This window comes from Paenibacillus sp. FSL R5-192, assembly GCF_000517845.1.
Taxonomy (GTDB): domain Bacteria; phylum Bacillota; class Bacilli; order Paenibacillales; family Paenibacillaceae; genus Paenibacillus; species Paenibacillus amylolyticus.
Window position 1 is genome coordinate 1 of sequence record NZ_ASPR01000015.1, and the last position, 17207, is coordinate 17207.

At 42.5% G+C, this 17207-nt stretch carries 15 protein-coding genes; 14 read left to right on the top strand and 1 reads right to left on the bottom strand.

Going from position 1 to position 17207, the window contains the following annotated elements; all coding sequences use genetic code 11:
* Window positions 1–692, bottom strand: a 692-nt coding sequence (locus C161_RS14955; RefSeq protein ID WP_036671525.1) for a glycosyl hydrolase family 8, incomplete at its 3' end; no start/stop codon positions are given.
* Window positions 693–980: 288 nt separating this feature from the next.
* Here C161_RS14955 and C161_RS14960 point away from each other — a divergent pair.
* From C161_RS14960 to C161_RS15030, 14 genes are all read left to right on the top strand, one after another.
* Window positions 981–2315, top strand: coding sequence for an SGNH/GDSL hydrolase family protein (locus tag C161_RS14960; RefSeq protein WP_051449759.1), 1335 nt, complete (start codon window positions 981–983; stop codon window positions 2313–2315).
* The gene (locus C161_RS14965; RefSeq protein ID WP_036671123.1) at window positions 2306–3079 is read left to right on the top strand and encodes an alpha/beta hydrolase; all 774 of its coding nucleotides are present in this window, start codon (window positions 2306–2308) and stop codon (window positions 3077–3079) included. Before C161_RS14960 ends, C161_RS14965 begins: the two co-directional genes overlap by 10 nt.
* Before the next feature lie 71 nt (window positions 3080–3150).
* Window positions 3151–3786 carry a glycoside hydrolase family 11 protein gene (locus tag C161_RS14970; RefSeq protein ID WP_036615877.1) on the top strand — a complete coding sequence of 212 codons (636 nt, stop codon included), beginning with the start codon at window positions 3151–3153 and terminating at the stop codon, window positions 3784–3786.
* A gap of 133 nt (window positions 3787–3919) precedes the next feature.
* Window positions 3920–4759 (top strand): formylglycine-generating enzyme family protein, encoded by an 840-nt coding sequence (locus C161_RS14975; RefSeq protein ID WP_036671125.1) that lies wholly within the window; start codon window positions 3920–3922, stop codon window positions 4757–4759.
* Between the two features lie 348 nt (window positions 4760–5107).
* Window positions 5108–6223 carry a response regulator transcription factor gene (locus tag C161_RS14980; RefSeq protein ID WP_036671127.1) on the top strand — a complete coding sequence of 372 codons (1116 nt, stop codon included), beginning with the start codon at window positions 5108–5110 and terminating at the stop codon, window positions 6221–6223.
* A 4-nt stretch (window positions 6224–6227) separates the two neighbouring features.
* Window positions 6228–8009 carry a sensor histidine kinase gene (locus tag C161_RS14985; protein WP_036671130.1) on the top strand — a complete coding sequence of 594 codons (1782 nt, stop codon included), beginning with the start codon at window positions 6228–6230 and terminating at the stop codon, window positions 8007–8009.
* A 13-nt stretch (window positions 8010–8022) separates the two neighbouring features.
* Window positions 8023–9564: a response regulator gene (locus C161_RS14990; RefSeq protein ID WP_047842970.1), complete on the top strand. Its 1542-nt coding sequence runs from the start codon at window positions 8023–8025 to the stop codon at window positions 9562–9564.
* Window positions 9565–9703: 139 nt separating this feature from the next.
* Entirely contained in the window at window positions 9704–11359 is a 1656-nt protein-coding gene (locus C161_RS14995; RefSeq protein ID WP_036671131.1) for an extracellular solute-binding protein, read from the top strand.
* 112 nt (window positions 11360–11471) lie between these two features.
* Window positions 11472–12437, top strand: a complete 966-nt coding sequence (locus C161_RS15000; RefSeq protein ID WP_017688458.1) for an ABC transporter permease — start codon at window positions 11472–11474, stop codon at window positions 12435–12437.
* A gap of 12 nt (window positions 12438–12449) precedes the next feature.
* On the top strand, window positions 12450–13352 hold the full coding sequence (locus tag C161_RS15005; protein WP_017688457.1) for a carbohydrate ABC transporter permease: 903 nt from the start codon (window positions 12450–12452) through the stop codon (window positions 13350–13352).
* A gap of 283 nt (window positions 13353–13635) precedes the next feature.
* Window positions 13636–14010, top strand: a complete 375-nt coding sequence (locus C161_RS15010; RefSeq protein WP_036615858.1) for a response regulator transcription factor — start codon at window positions 13636–13638, stop codon at window positions 14008–14010.
* Window positions 14000–14635: a hypothetical protein gene (locus C161_RS15015; RefSeq protein ID WP_017688455.1), complete on the top strand. Its 636-nt coding sequence runs from the start codon at window positions 14000–14002 to the stop codon at window positions 14633–14635. The genes C161_RS15010 and C161_RS15015 overlap by 11 nt, the downstream gene beginning before the upstream one ends.
* Window positions 14628–15590, top strand: a complete 963-nt coding sequence (locus tag C161_RS15020; RefSeq protein WP_036671133.1) for a sensor domain-containing diguanylate cyclase — start codon at window positions 14628–14630, stop codon at window positions 15588–15590. Before C161_RS15015 ends, C161_RS15020 begins: the two co-directional genes overlap by 8 nt.
* 777 nt (window positions 15591–16367) lie before the next feature.
* Window positions 16368–17165, top strand: coding sequence for a hypothetical protein (locus C161_RS15030; RefSeq protein WP_036615847.1), 798 nt, complete (start codon window positions 16368–16370; stop codon window positions 17163–17165).
* Window positions 17166–17207 lie beyond the last annotated feature (42 nt).

Here is a 17207-nt window from a genome sequence, read left to right on the forward strand (position 1 = left end):
GTATGAAGGTAAGCGCGACTAGCGGCCGCCGCTTCTTTCCAGAAGCGCTGATCTTCTTCATCCGCATATTTCGCGAATAGCTCATAAAAATGAGGCAGATGGTAGGATGGGTCGCTAAACGGTGTTTCTGGTATGAATTTGATCAGTTTTGTTTCCGGGTCCCACATGGGATCGCCTTCGCCGTCTTCGCCCTGATGTATACATGCACGAAGGATCTTGCGGGCTTGTGCCTTGTAATCATAAGGTTCAGCGCCATCGCCCCAGCGGTTGGAGGCAAAAAAAAGTGCCAGGGCAAAAAACTCCTCACCATCAGGAGCAGGACCTTGCGAGAGTCGGGTTCCGTCAGACTTGCAATGCCAGGCGAAATAATCTTTATAACGACCCGCTTTATGTTGCATAAACGAGTGTGAGAAATTCCAGAGTCGATCAAATTCCTCCTTTTTGTCCATCTGAACAGCCATCATCATGCCATAGGACATGCCCTCGGAGCGAACATCGAGATTACCAGTGTCCAGCAAATAACCCTTGTCCTCACCCATGGGGTAATATATTCTAGTATTGTCATCGCCATAAAACAGCTCGTTCCATGTTTCTTCCAATCTGTTCGTGATCTCATTCTCATCGTAGCCTAGCTTCAAGAACAGATTTGTATATGTACCCGTATCCCACGCGCCTTGACCCGTGATACTCATGAGAATCCTCCTTTATCAATGCGGTTTTTCAAAATTATATCATGGAAATAGTATACAAATTAAAGCGTTTACATGAAAAATTATAGGTGTTCTGATCTGCATGTCATTGTACTCAAATTAAAATGATATATTGGTTAAAATCCTATACTTTGTCAGGTTGTTGTAAAATTATGTAAGGGATACACTTTGGGAGAAGGATCACATCTGATCTAATAATACAAGCTGTGATTCTTTAAAAGTTGTTTGAGGATGGTCAGAATCTAAACCGGAAGGATGTGATGATGATTTATGCTCCAGGATTCAGGAGATGCAGGTGAAAACACGGAATTCACTGCACCGCGCGATCCAGTTGGAGTGACAGCGTCGGCAGTCAAGCCCGCAATTGATTTTGAGTCACATAGATATCGCGACATGATTGGCCGATCTCTTCTGAACAAAGGAAATAATGTCAGATTAAAACGAGCCATTGAGAAGGCAAAAAACGGCGAACCTGTCGTTATCGCTTATATTGGAGGCTCCATTACCCATGGTGCTGGTGCAGTACCTATTCATCTCCAAAGTTACGCTTATCGGTCGTATGAGTCGTTCAAGTTTATGTTTGCGCTTTCAAAAGATAGTCCGATTCATCTGATTAAAGCAGGTCTGGGTGGAACTCCTTCAGAACTGGGGATTGTACGTTATGATCGTGATGTGCTGAGGGGAGGTGCCGTTCAGCCGGATATTGTCATAATCGAATTCGCAGTCAATGACGCAGATGATGAAACCCAAGGTAAATGTTACGAGAGTCTGGTACTCAAAGCACTTACTGCCGATAACAAGCCAGCGGTCATCTTGTTATTCAGTGTATTCGAAAATGACTGGAATCTACAGGATCGTCTCGCTCCGGTAGGCTGGCATTATGATCTGCCAATGGTAAGTGTGAAAGATGCTGTCGTAGATCAGTTCAACAAGACAAAAGGTGAAGGCAACGTTATTTCCAAAAAGCAATTTTTCCATGATATATATCATCCAACTAACATAGGGCATCGAATTATGGCCGATTGTTTGGAATATTTGTTCGACGTGACGAATCGTTCTGAGTGGGATGAGAAAGATCATGATATTGAAAAAGCTCCGCTAATTGGAAATGAATTTGTTAATGTGAAGCTGTTGGATCGGAAAAACGGCAATCATATTGCCCGAATCGATGCAGGCTCTTTTTGTAAAACAGACACGGATCTGCAGATGGCTGAGATGGATGCTCATGACTATGGTACACCTCAGTTCCCCAACAACTGGATGCGTACAGGAGAGGGAAAAGAGGATCAGAGCAGCTTTCGGATAAGTTTGCAGTGCAAACGCCTCATTCTGATCTTCAAGGATTCTGGAAACGATGAATTCGGAACTGCACATATCAAGGTAGATGGGGTATTTGTCCAAAAAGTCGATCCGCGTCAAGTGAACTGGACCCATTGCCATGCCACACTTCTGCTTAACGAAGAGCATGTGGGGGAACACTCCATCGAGATCGAAATGGCGGAAGGACATGAACATAAATGCTTCACTATTCTGGGTTTTGGCTATGTGGATAAACCGAAGACTGATAGTCACTCATATGTTCGGAGGAAAAGAGAATGGAATTGATCTCACCAGCAGTAACGGGATATGACCAGTATCGGGAGAATATACCACGTGGAGTCATGGAGACGGTAGAGTATCCTTCCACCACGGTTGGCAATTCCCGTAAAGCGATGGTGTACACCCCACCAGAATTTTCTTCGACAATGATGTATCCTGTACTTTTTCTTTTGCATGGTATTGGCGGAGACGAAACCGAATGGCATACTCATGGTTCTCCGCAAATTATTCTCGATAATCTGTACAACGATAATTTGCTTGAGCCGATGGTTATTGTTTTCCCCAACGGTCGCGCAATGTCGAATGACCGAGCCGAAGGAGACCTGTTTGAACCTGAGAAAATCAAAGCATTTAAACGGTTTGAATCCGATCTGCTCAACGATTTGATACCTTACATGGAGTCGAACTACCCTTTGCATAAAAGCCGGGATAAAAGGGCGATTGCTGGTTTATCCATGGGTGGGGGTCAATCCTTAAATATCGGATTAAGTAATCTAGACCATTTTGCATGGGTCGGTGCTTTCTCCGCAGCCCCAAACACCAGAAGTCCGGAGCTACTTGTCCCTGATCTTTCGAAAGCGCCTTCATTACTCTCGCTGTTATGGATCTCTTGCGGTGAACAGGACAATCTTATAGAGATTAGTCTTGGGGTTCACCAATATCTGGCGCAACACGGAGTACCTCACATTTGGCATGAGGAAAGTGGAGGACATGATTGGCCCGTGTGGAAGAACGATCTGTATCTGTTTTCGCAACGTCTTTTCAAGTGAATTTGCTGAAGAACATTCATATCGGATTGTAGCATCAACCAAATCTATTAAAATATCAGGAGGTATAATCTATGTTTAAATTTAGCAAAAAATTGTTAACCGTTGTTCTTGCAGCTTCCATGAGTTTTGGTGTCTTCGCAGCCACATCGAGCGCAGCAACAGATTATTGGCAAAATTGGACAGATGGTGGAGGAACGGTCAACGCCGTGAATGGATCGGGCGGGAATTACAGCGTGAATTGGCAAAATACCGGGAACTTTGTTGTCGGGAAAGGGTGGACATACGGTACGCCTAATCGAGTGGTCAATTATAATGCCGGCGTATTCTCTCCTTCAGGTAACGGCTATCTCACCTTCTATGGTTGGACCAGAAACGCTCTAATTGAATATTACGTGGTGGATAGCTGGGGAACGTATCGTCCTACCGGAACGTATAAGGGCTCGATGACTAGTGATGGCGGCACATATGACATCTATACAACGATGAGATACAATGCACCTTCCATTGATGGTACTCAGACTTTCCCTCAGTATTGGAGTGTTAGACAGACCAAGAAACCAATCGGAGTCAATTCTACCATCACGTTCAGTAATCATGTGAATGCATGGGCGAGCAAAGGGATGTACTTAGGCAACAGCTGGTCCTATCAGGTGATGGCAACGGAAGGTTATCAAAGTAGCGGAAGCGCAAACGTGACGGTTTGGTAAAAATGATGTGATGCAGTTCAACTTCTGCACCTGCATTTGAAATTCAATTTTCCGGTAGCGTTGAGTAACGTTATTCTCCAGACTAACGGACCTCGACGTTGCCGGATTTAAGCTAGTAAAGGAGAATAATTGAATGAAGAAGCTGGTATGGTTAACTTTAATCGCTATAGTTGTTAGTCTAAGTGCTTGTTCAGCAAGTAATACGAAATTAAGCGATGACTTGGTATTCGTCGAAGGAGGAGCCTTCAAGAGCAGTAAGCCGAGTCAGATCGATAGGAATGAAACGCTGGATTCCTTCTATATTGGCAAATACGAAGTAACTCAAAAAGAATGGATGGAGGTTATGGGGGAAAACCCTTCTGGCTTCAAGGGAGATGACCTGCCTGTTGAAATGGTCAGCTGGTATGACGCAGTGGAATACTGTAATCAAAAAAGTATAAAAGAAAACCTGAAACCTTATTACAATATAGATAAAGACAACCAGGACACGAATAATCACAATGAAAATGACACTATAAAATGGAATGTAACGATCAACGAGGACGCCAACGGTTACCGTTTACCCACAGAGGCAGAATGGGAATACGCTGCAAGCGGAGGTCAAAAGAGCTTAAATTACACATACAGCGGAAGTAACAATCCTGATGAAGTTGCTTGGTACTGGGTAAATGCCGGCGAGAACATTCTGACGGGTGACTGGAGCTGGCCCGCTATTGAGAGCAATCGTAATCAAACCAAAAAAGTCGGAACTCAGAAGGCGAATGAGTTAGGAATCTATGATATGTCTGGGAATGTGAGAGAATGGTGCTGGGACTGGTACAGCGATTCGGAGAGTCCAAATCAAACTTGGCGAGTTGTGAAAGGCGGAGGCTGGATCGGCGGTGTCAATAACAATGAAATATCATTTCGAGGCAAATTTGATGCAAATGGTTTTGGTCCCGATCAAGGATTCCGTATTGTGCGTGGAGAATGAAAACTCTTTTTCCTGGCAATAGATTACTTCTGAGCTAAACCTATACTTTGTCGGGTGAAAACCTATAGTTTAACAGGTTGTTGTACCAAAATGTAAGCGTTACACTTGAATTGTTATCCCGGCGCTTCGCTAAAATCGGAGCGTTCTTATAGACGGTCCGATGGAACCATTTTCTATGTTAATGATTAATGACGATGAGATTGGTAGAAATTTTGTTCTCCAAGTTGTGCGAGCAGACAACAATCCTGCTGTTGTTCTGCTGTTTAGCGTTTTCAGAACAACTGGAATCTACCTATTGATATAGATAAATTACATGCAGCTGATCAAGGATAAAAGTGAGGTGAGCTAATGTACAAGGTCATTGTCGCGGATGATGAGCCATTTATGCTAGAAGGATGGAGAACGATGATTGACTGGCGAGCTTGTGGATATGAACTCTGCGGAACGGCAACGGATGGGGAGGAAGCACTTGCTCTATTCAACTCGGTTGAACCGGATCTTGTCGTCACTGATATTCAAATGCCTGTTATGGATGGTCTTGGTTTGATTCACACCTTGCGAGAAGATCTCGCCTATACCTCTAAAATTGTTATCGTTACAGGATACTCCGATTTTAATTACGCGAAGCAAGCCATACGGTATCAGGTCGATCAGTACGTGCTTAAACCTCTTGTTCCCGAGGAGATTCATCAAATCCTTATGGACATGATTGAACCTCTGGACAAACGCAGAAATGAGCAAAAACAGCAAAATGGAGTCACGGTTACAGATGAAGCCTATGAGAATCATCTTAATGAATATCGAATAAACGAAGAATATGATTTAGAGCAAATGATGAATATCTCCAAAGAGATCTTGGCGTTGATTGAAGCAGAAAACACGTATTCCATCGATATTGCAGTGAGTGCACTGTTAGAGAAAAGTGAGAAAGCAGAGGTTTCGTTGGAATGGATACATCATGTCATCCGATATATCCATGGGGAGTTGCTACGAAAATATGGAAAAAGAGAGGGTTGCAGAGAAATACTATGTGAAAAAGATTGGCATGAGGCTGCGAGTTGGTCTTCCGGCACATTGCAAGACCTGTGTGTTCGACTGTCCAAGCAACTTTCCCAGTCTGAATTGAAGCAAAAGACGGGTACGGTAGGGCTGGTTGCAGAAGCAGTGATTGAATTGAAGCAACACTATCGAAGTAAAATTAAATTACAAGATGTAGCTAATCGTATTCACGTGAATTCTGCCTACCTGGGTCAACAGTTCAAGCGGGAGATGGGGGTCAGTTTCAGTGACTATGTGCACCAGCTTCGTGTTGAGGAGGCCCGTAAACTCCTGCGACGTACCAATATGAAGATCACTGACATTGCATTCAGGCTAGGATATCATGATGCTGAATATTTCACCCAAAAATTCAGAGCGCATACAGGGGAGCTTCCGTCAGTCTATAAAAACAAAAACCAAGGGTGATTATATGCGTCATAAATTCTGGATGTTCAGTAAGGTTAATGATATTCCTCTCCGATCCAAATTTCTGCTTATTTATGTACTTAGTATTCTCCTTCCTGTAATAACGATTAATATCTTCTTTTATGAACGAACCTCTGCGGATATCAAGATTAGAGAACAGGAAAATCTACGTAAATCCATCGACAGGGCTGCGGGGGAACTGCTAGGCATGATTGATGAGAGCGTTGCCCTGAGCCGAATTATTGCAGCAGACGATTCGCTCTATGAGGCACTGGATCGGACCTATCACTCCCCCGTGGATTATTACAACGTCTACCATGCATTCCTGCGAGATAAATTAACACGGTACATGTCAGCAAATATTCTGGAGGTGCGTATCTATACGGATAACGATACCATTCAGACGGGCAGTCATTATATCGTGATGAAAGACAAGAATGTACTCCCTGGATTGAAACAGCTGAAATCCACCAGTGGAGGCATTCTTGTCGTTGATTATATTGAGCCATCCGGATTCAACGCGGGAAGAAGAATCAGTGTGATTGGCAAAATGGATACCTATACTTCCTATGCCAATTACAACAAGTATTCCAAGATTGATCTGGAACTTAGCCGGGTGTATAGCATTTTAAATCGTGAATCAGACAGTCTTCAGCTGCGTCTGGTGGACAGCAACAATCGAACTGTCGTTTCAAGTGGGGAATTCAGCGAAACCGACTTATCCCCCCTTGATAATGAATCAATGCTCAAGGAATCTGGAGATTCTGCTTACACGCTCGAAAAATCGTTGGGGAATCTAGCCTATCTAAAGGGTTGGAAATTGATTGGAGTTGCCGATACGCGTCACCTTGACCACCTGCTGCAAGAAGCCTTTAAGTCAATTCTGGGGTTGCTCGCATTAAGTATCGTGGTCCCCTCTGTATTGATCTACATTATTTTGCGTTCCTACCACTATCGGATTCGTAAGTTATCCAGACATATGGAGAAGGTTCGTAACGAACGATTCGATCTGATTGAAATTCACGAAGGCCGCGACGAAATTGGCGGGCTTATTCGTACATTTAACATCATGATTGGTAAAATTCATACGCTGATTAATGACGTATATAAACTGGAAATCCGCCAAAAAGATCTGGAGCTGGATCAAGTGAGGACTGAATTGTCCATGCTCCAGAGTCAGATGAATCCCCATTTTTTATTTAACACATTGAATGCCTTGCTAGTCGTTAGTACAAAGAATGGATATACGGAAGTAATTGAAATTATTAAAAGTCTGTCCAAGCTGATGAGACAGTTGCTCAGTCATTCTGACAATCTGATTCCTTTGCAAGAAGAGCTGCAATTTACGAATCTTTATCTCCAGATTGAGAAGTTTCGCTTTGGAGAGCTGTTTGATTACACCTTCGAGGTTGATCCTGATGCAGCTTCGTTGCTCATTCCCAGAATGAGTATTCAACCGCTCGTCGAAAATGCCTGCAAACACGGCTTGCAGGCGCGAAAAAATGGAAGAGAGATCAAGATAACGGCGAGACGAAACGCTTCTGAACTGGTTATTCAGGTGATCGATAATGGAATCGGTATGGATGCAGGGAGATTAACCGAGCTCCTGCGAGATATTCGTTCTGAAAGACCCAGGAACGGCGAGCATGTAGGACTCCGCAATGTCTACCGCAGGTTGGAACTCTTTTATGAAGGAAATGCGATATTTGATCTAAGCAGTGTACCTGGAAAGGAAACCATTGCAGGGTACCGTATACCGATCTCCAAGCTGGAACAGAGGAAATAGGAGGTAAACTCTCATGTATAAAGTATTGTTAGTCGATGATGAACCTTATGCAATTGAAGGGTTACAGCTTCTGATCAATTGGGAAAAGTATGGTTTCGAAATCAGAGGCGTGTGCGCCAACGGTGAGGAAGCCATTCGGATGATGGAACAAGATCGACCTGATCTCGTGGTGACAGACATTCGTATGCCTGTGATGAATGGGCTGGAACTTGTAGAAGAAGCACGACGATTGGAACATGAGTCTGTGCTGTTTGTCATCACGAGTGGATACAGTGACTTTAATTATGCCAGACAAGCTATTCGATTAGGTGTCTCCAACTATTTAACCAAACCGGTTGATAGTACAGAAGCAGAGGATATGTTGGTCCGTCTCCGTATGCAATTGCAGGAGCGTGAAAACCAGGAGCGTATAAGGAAACATGCAAACGAGCAAAGGATCAAAGCGTTTTTGTCTGCACTGATTAAGGATAAGCAAAATATATCGGAGGAGGAGATGTCAGAGATCCTTCCTCGTTTAAACAAGTCCCATTGGGCATACCTGCGGATAGCCTTTCAGGGAGATATTCAGGAAGTCTGTTCAGTAGCCGAACAAACGGCTGAAGAAACAACTTGCTGTTATGTGATAGACAGAACAAGAGACTCATTGGGACTTGTATGGGGGGAGGAAGCGAATGATAGAAATGAGACATTTGAAGCAATTAAAGCTTTTACACAGCGTTTGATGAACAATATGCAACATAACGGCTGCGAAGAAATTCATATCGCGGTTGGATTAACAGTCAACAAACTGGAGCATTTATCTGAATCCTTCCGCTCCGCTCAGGAAGTTGGGCGTTATTTATTTTTTAACCAAGAGCGTCTTTTGTTTGCCGAAGATATTCAGCTGGAGAATTGGCAGTTTGATCCGGAAACGCTGTCAGAGGTGGACCATATTTGCGATTTACTTGAAAACGGTTCTGTGGAGGAACTCTCGTCTGCGATTCGGAGTGCTTTTGAACTGTTTGTACAGATGAAGGCTGCGCCAGAGATTGTACATATTTTCTCTACCCATATTATATTCCGCGGATTGTCCCTGTGCAGAGAATTAGGAGGAGAACCTAATGCTCTAATGAACGAATTGGCGAGCGGAATTCTGGAGAAGGGCCATCGAAATATAGAAGAGGTTGCTAACAATCTGGAACATTTCTGTTTGCAATGCAAGTCAGCACTGGCGATTTTCCGGGAGAGGCAAATGGGTGGCATCCAGGCGACGGTTGCTGAATATGTGCAGATGCATTACAGGGAGACATTTACGATCCAGGAGCTCGCAGAACAATTCTACGTGAATCCTGTCCATTTAGGGCAATCCTTTTTGCGAAAGTATGGTAAGGGTGTAATCGAGGTAGTACATGATCTAAGAATGGAAGAAGCGAAGCGTCTGCTCCAGCAGACGAATCAAACATCAAGTGCGATTGCGGAGCAAGTTGGGTACCGCAGTTACCAGCATTTTCTCAGACACTTCGAAAAACGAACAGCCATGAAACCAGTAGAATACAGGCAAAAGTATGCGAATTGATCCATGAAAAAGAAGAACCCCTCCTGAATAAGACCTACAATTACAGGGGGGTAGACCTTAAATGTATATATTTTGTAACCGCATACATTTCTTCATACTAAAAACAGTAAGACATACCACTTCCAAGGAGGGCAAGTACATGGGGGGACTTAAGAAAAAGAAGCTTTGGGGTTCCGTATCACTCGTTCTGGCTTTGAGTTTGGCACTGGCAGGATGCAGCGGTGACAATGAGAAAGCGACTACAAAGGATGGGAAAGAGGTACTGAACATCTCGGCCTTTATCGGAACGCCAAATCAGGCGCCAGCTAAAGATAACCGAATCTACAAGAAGATTCAGGATGAACTCGGCGTTAATCTTGAGATGGAGTTTCTAGTAGGTGATCTTCAACAGAAGTTGGGCGTTATGATTGCCGGGGGCGATTTCCCGGATCTGATCACAGCAGACACCAAGTTGGTCTCAGCGGGTGCGGTTATTCCGCTTGAAGATCTCATTGAAGAGCATGCACCTAATCTGAAGAAACATTTCGGTAAAGACTGGAACCGGATGAAAGATTCCAGTGACGGACATATTTACTGGTTGCCTAACTATGGAGTGTATACAGGAGAGTTCATTAGTAACTATTATTCTGGTCCTGCATTCTGGATCCAAAAGTCCATACTGAAGGATGCCGGGTACCCAACTCCTAAAACGTTGGATGATTTCACAAAGTTGGTCCGTGATTATGCAGCCAAGAATCCAACTATTGATGGTCAACCAACGATTGGTTTCACTACATTGGCTTCAGACTGGCGGACGTTCCCTTTGCTTAACCCACCTGAACATCTTACGGGTCACCCCAACGACGGGGGCGTAGTCGTAGATGATAGTGGAGTCGCAACCGTGTTTGCCGATAAAGATATCTCCAAACGGTATTATAAGGAACTAAACAATCTGTACAACGAGGGATTGCTGGATAAAGAAGCCTTTGTTCAGAACTACGATCAATATCTGGCCAAAATTTCTTCGGGACGTGTGCTTAGTATGTTCGATCAGCACTGGAATTTCCAAGCCGGCGAAGACCCACTCGTAGCACAGGGGAAAATTGGCCAGACATACGTAGGCTTCCCGCTTGTCTATGATACAAGTATCACAGATCATTATCTGGATCGTCCGGTCATTAACTTGAACAATGGTTTTGGTATCAGTAAAGATGCCGAAGACCCTGTCGCACTCATCAAATTCCTCGATAAGCTTATGGACGAGAAGTACCAGAAGCTCTTGTCATGGGGTGAAGAGGGTGTAGACTATCAAGTGAATGAAGAGGGAAGATTCTATCGTACACCAGAGCAACGGACAGAGCAGGATGATCCAGCATGGAGATTGGTTAACAAAGCTGAAGGTTTCTACGCTGCTGCACCGAAGCTCGAAGGAACATTTGAAGATGGCAATGCAATTGGAGCGATCAACCAACCTGAGGAATTCTATGACAACCTCAAACCGGAAGATAAAGAACTTCTGGATGCATACGGCTTCAAAACGTGGAGTGACTTCTTCTCTCCTGCACCAGAAAATCCAGTGTACTATCCAGCATGGCAGGTCGATCTGAAAGAAGGCTCTGATGCTGCGGTAGCGAACAAACAAATGACAGACACTTCATTGAAATTCTTGCCTAAAGCAATCATGTCAAAACCGAATGAGTTCGATAACATTTGGACTGAATATGTAGACGCTTACAAGAAGATCGATGTCAAATCCTATGAAGATCGAATTAATGATCAACTGAAATGGAGAATCGAGAACTGGTCTGTTAAATAAAAAAATGCGGCAATGATTCTCTCGGAAGGTATCAACCAAAGGATTACTCAGGCGAGTGCCTTCCGGGGACATCATGCTTAAAGTCGCTGCAAGCCAATAGGAGGAGTGAAAGATGGCGAACACGCCTGGAGCCATACCAGAGCAAACCACCCGTACAGTCGTTCCCAAGGCACCACTGTTAAAACGATTGCGCGGACAAAGACAACTCATGTTCATGTCATTGCCCATCGTTGCGTACATTCTCGTATTCTCGTATTATCCCATTTGGGGCTGGGTTATGGCCTTTCAGAATTACAGTCCTGCGAAGAGTTTCACCCAGCAGGAATGGGTCGGGCTCAAACACTTTAAGTTTTTGTTAACAGACGATGCATTTCTTAACGTGCTTCGTAATACCATTGCGATGAGCGTCATCAATATGGTGCTCGGATTTGCGACAGCAATTATATTTGCCATTTTACTTAATGAGATCAAACATAAGTTATACAAACGAACCATTCAAACAATATCGTATTTACCTCACTTTCTCTCATGGATTATTGTGACAGGTATCGTAGCAAGTTCACTATCTGTAGATGGTGGTATTGTGAATGTGGTACTCATGAAGCTGCATATCATTCAAGAACCTATCATGTGGCTTAGCGTTCCGGAATACTTCTGGGGCATTGTAGGCGCATCCCATGTATGGAAAGAAGTTGGCTGGAATGCCATTATTTATTTGGCGGCCATCACGTCTATCGATCCTTCCCTCTATGAAGCGGCAGAGATTGATGGTGCGAACCGATATAAGAAAATGCTGTATGTGACCTTACCCGGAATCAAATCCATTGTTATCATTTTGCTGATTATGAATATGGGCTGGATTTTGGAAGCTGGATTCGAGGTTCAGTATCTGTTAGGTAATGGTGTGGTTGTCGACTGGTCACAGACGATAGATATATTTGTCCTGAAGTACGGACTACAGATCGGGAATTATTCTTTGGCTACTGCGGCAGGTATCTTCAAAACAGTAGTTAGTATCACGCTGATCTTTGCGGCGAATTCAATTTCCAAACGGCTCGGGGAAGACCGATTAATATAAGGGGGACTAGAGATGGGAATCAATAAATCTCGGCTTGAACCGATTGTCTTCCATACGTTAAATGGTATACTGATGATCGCAATCGCGATTGTTACCCTGTATCCGTTTGTGAATACACTCGCCGTATCATTCAATGCCGGTAATGACACCATCCGGGGTGGGATTTATCTGTGGCCTCGGGTATGGACAGATCAAAACTACAGAGCAGTATTTGCAGGAGGGACCATCTTCAGCGCCTTTGGTATATCTGTGGCGAGAACGGTTTTGGGGACAGTTTTAAGTCTATTCTTAACCTCCATGCTGGCTTACACACTAAGCCGAAAAGATTATATATTACGAAAGCCCATTACCATTACAGTTGTTCTTACGATGTATTTTAGTGCAGGTCTTATTCCAACTTACTTCCTAATGAAAGATTTGCATTTGTTAAACAACTTCCTGGTGTACATTATTCCTGGGCTGATCAGTGCCTTTAATATGATTGTTATTCGAACCTATATCCAGACACTACCAGAGGGATTAATCGAATCCGCCAAAATCGATGGTGCTGGAGATTTCAGAACATTCATTTCCATTATTCTACCGCTGTGCCAACCGGTTCTTGCTACTGTTGCACTGTTCATTGCAGTCGGTCAATGGAATTCTTGGTTTGATACGTTTCTGTATGCATCTTCCAAACAAAACCTGAGCACGCTGCAATATGAGTTGATGAAACTATTATCATCTTCTATGAATTCCAACAGTAGTGCAGCCGTTGCCAATGGTGCAGATCTTGGTGCTGCGCGTAACATGGTCACACCTGTATCTATTCGGGCAGCGATTACGATTGTTGCGGCATTACCCATCTTAGTCGTATATCCATTTTTGCAGAAGTATTTCGTTCATGGCTTGCAGCTTGGAGGGGTAAAAGAGTAAACTTAATGCAGTTCCAGATAACCGATCAAAAACGGTCACTAGGTGACCGTTTTTTTATGTTTTTTAAAACGTCAGACCTTAGTATGTCAATTGCACACGAATCGAACTTATTCAATAATGTTGTTGACAATTAAATTAAAGTTACTATAATTTATATTTACTTGATTCACCAGTCAGTCTCTTTTCAGGGTGCCACTGCGCGCGAAAGCCCTATATCAAGAACTGTCCACAGCGCCTGACTATCCCGAGCTCTTACCATTTTATCAAGGAGACTGAAGAGAAAATGAAAGTATTAATCGTGGAAGACTCCATTTTCGTACAGAAATTGCTTACAAAGCTGATTGTTGATCATATTCCAGAATGCGAGATTCAGATTGCCAATAATGGAGAGCAAGGATACAACCTATTCAAGGAATTTCAACCTGATTTTATAACCACCGACCTGCTGATGCCTGGTTTGAACGGACAAGAAATGCTTCGTATGATTCGAGAAACGGATAGCAATGTCAAAATTATTATCTTATCTGCAGATATTCAGAAGACAACTAGGGATGAAGTTGAAATGTTAGGCATTTCTGGTTTTTTGAATAAACCGTTAACCGCAGAGAAGGCAACTACCATGATTCAACTGATTCAGGCGGCCTATCATGCTGAATGATTTACAGAAGGATTTGCTTACTGAACTAGTGAACGTTTACGTGGGACAAGCGGCTAACATGTTGTCAGAGATTGTGGACAAGCGTATCGTTTTGAATATTCCGGAAGTGGAACTAATCTCCATATCCGATGTTGATCCTGGAGATCGAAGATACAACATTTTTTTTAGTGAAGGTCACCTGTTTAGGTCATCCTTACAGTTTGGATACGAATTTCAGGGAAAAGCATTTCTGATGTTTCCTGTTGAGCAGGCTAAAGTATTGGCAAACATCTGTCTTGGAGAACTGGGTGAGAGCGTTATACCGAACGATCCGAACCTGATGGACACGGATTTGGACGTTTTAAAGGAAGTTAGCAATGTCCTGCTTAACGCCATTATTGGAGAATTCGGTAATTTTCTGGAGATCAAACTGGAATACGTCCTGCCTGATATTGAACTGATCTATGTCACCAATTCCGATCAACAAATATTGCTTCAGAATGAAGTCTATGTCCTGGTTTTACATACCTCGTTTTTACTTGCCGATACGGATGTGACAGGGATCATTGTCATAGCATTAAGTATGAACTCCATATCGAGCCTGCTGGCCAAAATGGACGCTTTGTTGGAGGCGGACAATGGATAATCTTATTTCACAAGCTTTGAACAAAGCCCATATGGGAATAATGATCGTGGACAGGCATTTAAAAATTGTTGTGTGGAATGCCTGGTTGGAGCGCTTTACTGGCAAGAATGTAGAAGAGGTAGTAGGCTTGAATCTGCTTGAGGTCTGCCCACGGTTTAAGTCGAACATGTATTTAAATATTTTGCAAAATGCGCTGTATCATGGACAGAGCAGATTTTGCTCAAGCGCGTTACATAAGGCATTCATTCTTCCTAATGAAGGAGAAGATGAACAATTATTCAGACAAAATATGCATGTTGAACCGCTCTATCATGAAGATCGGAGTTATGCCCTTATTCAGATTACTGACATGACTAACACCAATACCAGGGTATATAAACTTAAAAATCTGATCAAAGAACTGGAGACGGAGTACGCCAAAATCAAAATCTCCGAGAAAATCAGCAAGCATTTGTCTTTGCATGATCCACTTACCGGTCTGCCTAATCGTCTTGCTTATAATGACCGTCTTGCCTGGGCCATCAGTAATGCCAAAAGAAACCATAACAAACTAGCCGTCATGTTTGTGGATGCTGATGGGTTTAAACAAGTGAATGATACATATGGACACCATGTTGGCGATCAAGTGTTGCTGGAAATGGCAAAGCGATTAAGTGAAACAATTCCAAGTGCGGACACTGTAGCTCGGCTTGGCGGGGACGAATTCATCATTTTAAGCCATCTGAAAGATGATCACGATGCTGAAGTCATCGCCAAAAGATTGGAAGCTGCATTCAGTACTCATTTCAAAATTGCCGGAAACTATATCAACCTTTCGATGAGTATTGGTATCAGCCTATTTCCCAAGCATGGACAGGAGCCTTCCGAACTTCTGAGACATGCGGATGGAGCCATGTACAAGATTAAAAAGAATGGCAAGAATGGTTACGGAATTTATGAGCCTGAAAATGCTTAAGAAATCTAAGAGTGTCATTTAATAAAGTTGCTATAATAGCAACTTTATTTGTCTATACAATTAACATAAGAAAAAATATGTTTTTTCTATGAATAATATTTTTTTACATATGAAGATGAGAGAGTAGTTATTGAGTAATGTAGTAATCATTCAGCCAGTAATACTTATAAAGGAGTGTGCATATTGAATGTAATAGATGGGTCGATAATCGTACTTTTGCTGTTCAGTTTCTATATTCTATTACTGTACGGAATGCCGATTATCTTAATTATAGTGGGGTATCTCATATTTAAAGGATACAAGAAGCGCAGGGGTGTGAAGACGAACGATAAGTCGGTGGCTCCTGATGGTCAGCAAGCTAATATTAAACCATAGATTAATGTTGATACCACGATATTGAGCGGGACCAGAGTAAGGCCCGATGGAGAGCCGCTATATTAGCGGCTTTTTTGGATTTTATTAAATAAGAAGAAGTCTGAAAGAGGCGATAGTCAACACAACAATAGGGATCACAAAACCTAATGTCACATTCAACAAGATAGAATTAATCACTCCCTTGTGGATGGTTTCACTATTGTTGACTGAAATACATCTTATAAATATGTCTTTGATGTTAAGGCAAGAAAACTAGCGAATCTATTTCAAAAAAACTGGAACAGTGCTATGATATAAAAGGAAAATAAATCTAATTATTACAATAAATTTAATATATTTACAGAGAGGGATTAAAGATTGAAACTATAATCCAAATATTTTTTATTATGAGGAGGATAAACTATGAATAAGAGAAAAACGAAGAAAGTTAGTACGGTAATGATTTGTATTCTATCGTTATTTTTGGCATCTTCAACAGTCCTGGCTAATACTGCATCTTCACCGTATAGTACACCCAAAATTAAGGGACACACGTACACTTTCACATCTGAAGTATGGACTCGAAATTTCACTACAGGTACGACTGCTGAAGCCGTTGCATCAGTGAAGGCTTCAGCAAGTGTTCCAAATGGATATATGGGAGCTATGGCTAGATTGTACACATCTGGCGGAAGCTTAACAGCTTCAAGTTCCATGACATATAATACGTCGAAAACCTCTAGTTTTTTTGTCTACTCTCCAAGAATAACGACTAAAACGACGTATTATGCTCAGAACGTTGGTGAATTCTATAATGGGAATGGATACACTCGTTATACTGGATACAAATCGCCAAACTTAAAGTTATCGAACGTAAATTCATCAAATGTTTTATTTGAAAACAACACTGAAACATCGGAAACGATTCACGAATTATTGCTTCAAACTAAATATGATGTCAATTCACAGGGCGATACCTATGGCTCAGCATTATCTGAACCAATCATTGGGGTTGAACCCGATTTGATTGCTGCAATTGGCACCAATGGAATCGAGGGTTATCTAAAAGCTGAAGATCTTACACCTAAAATCACTACCATCGAAGAAGCCTTAGCACAAACACAAGTGAATGGTACTGTTCGAACGATTCATTTGTATGATGTAGAAGGAGACAATATCATTGGAGAATTTGATGTAGTTACTGATTATAAAGTAGAATAGAAATTTTTCAGAGTAAAAGAGCCGCTAAATTTGCGGCTTTTT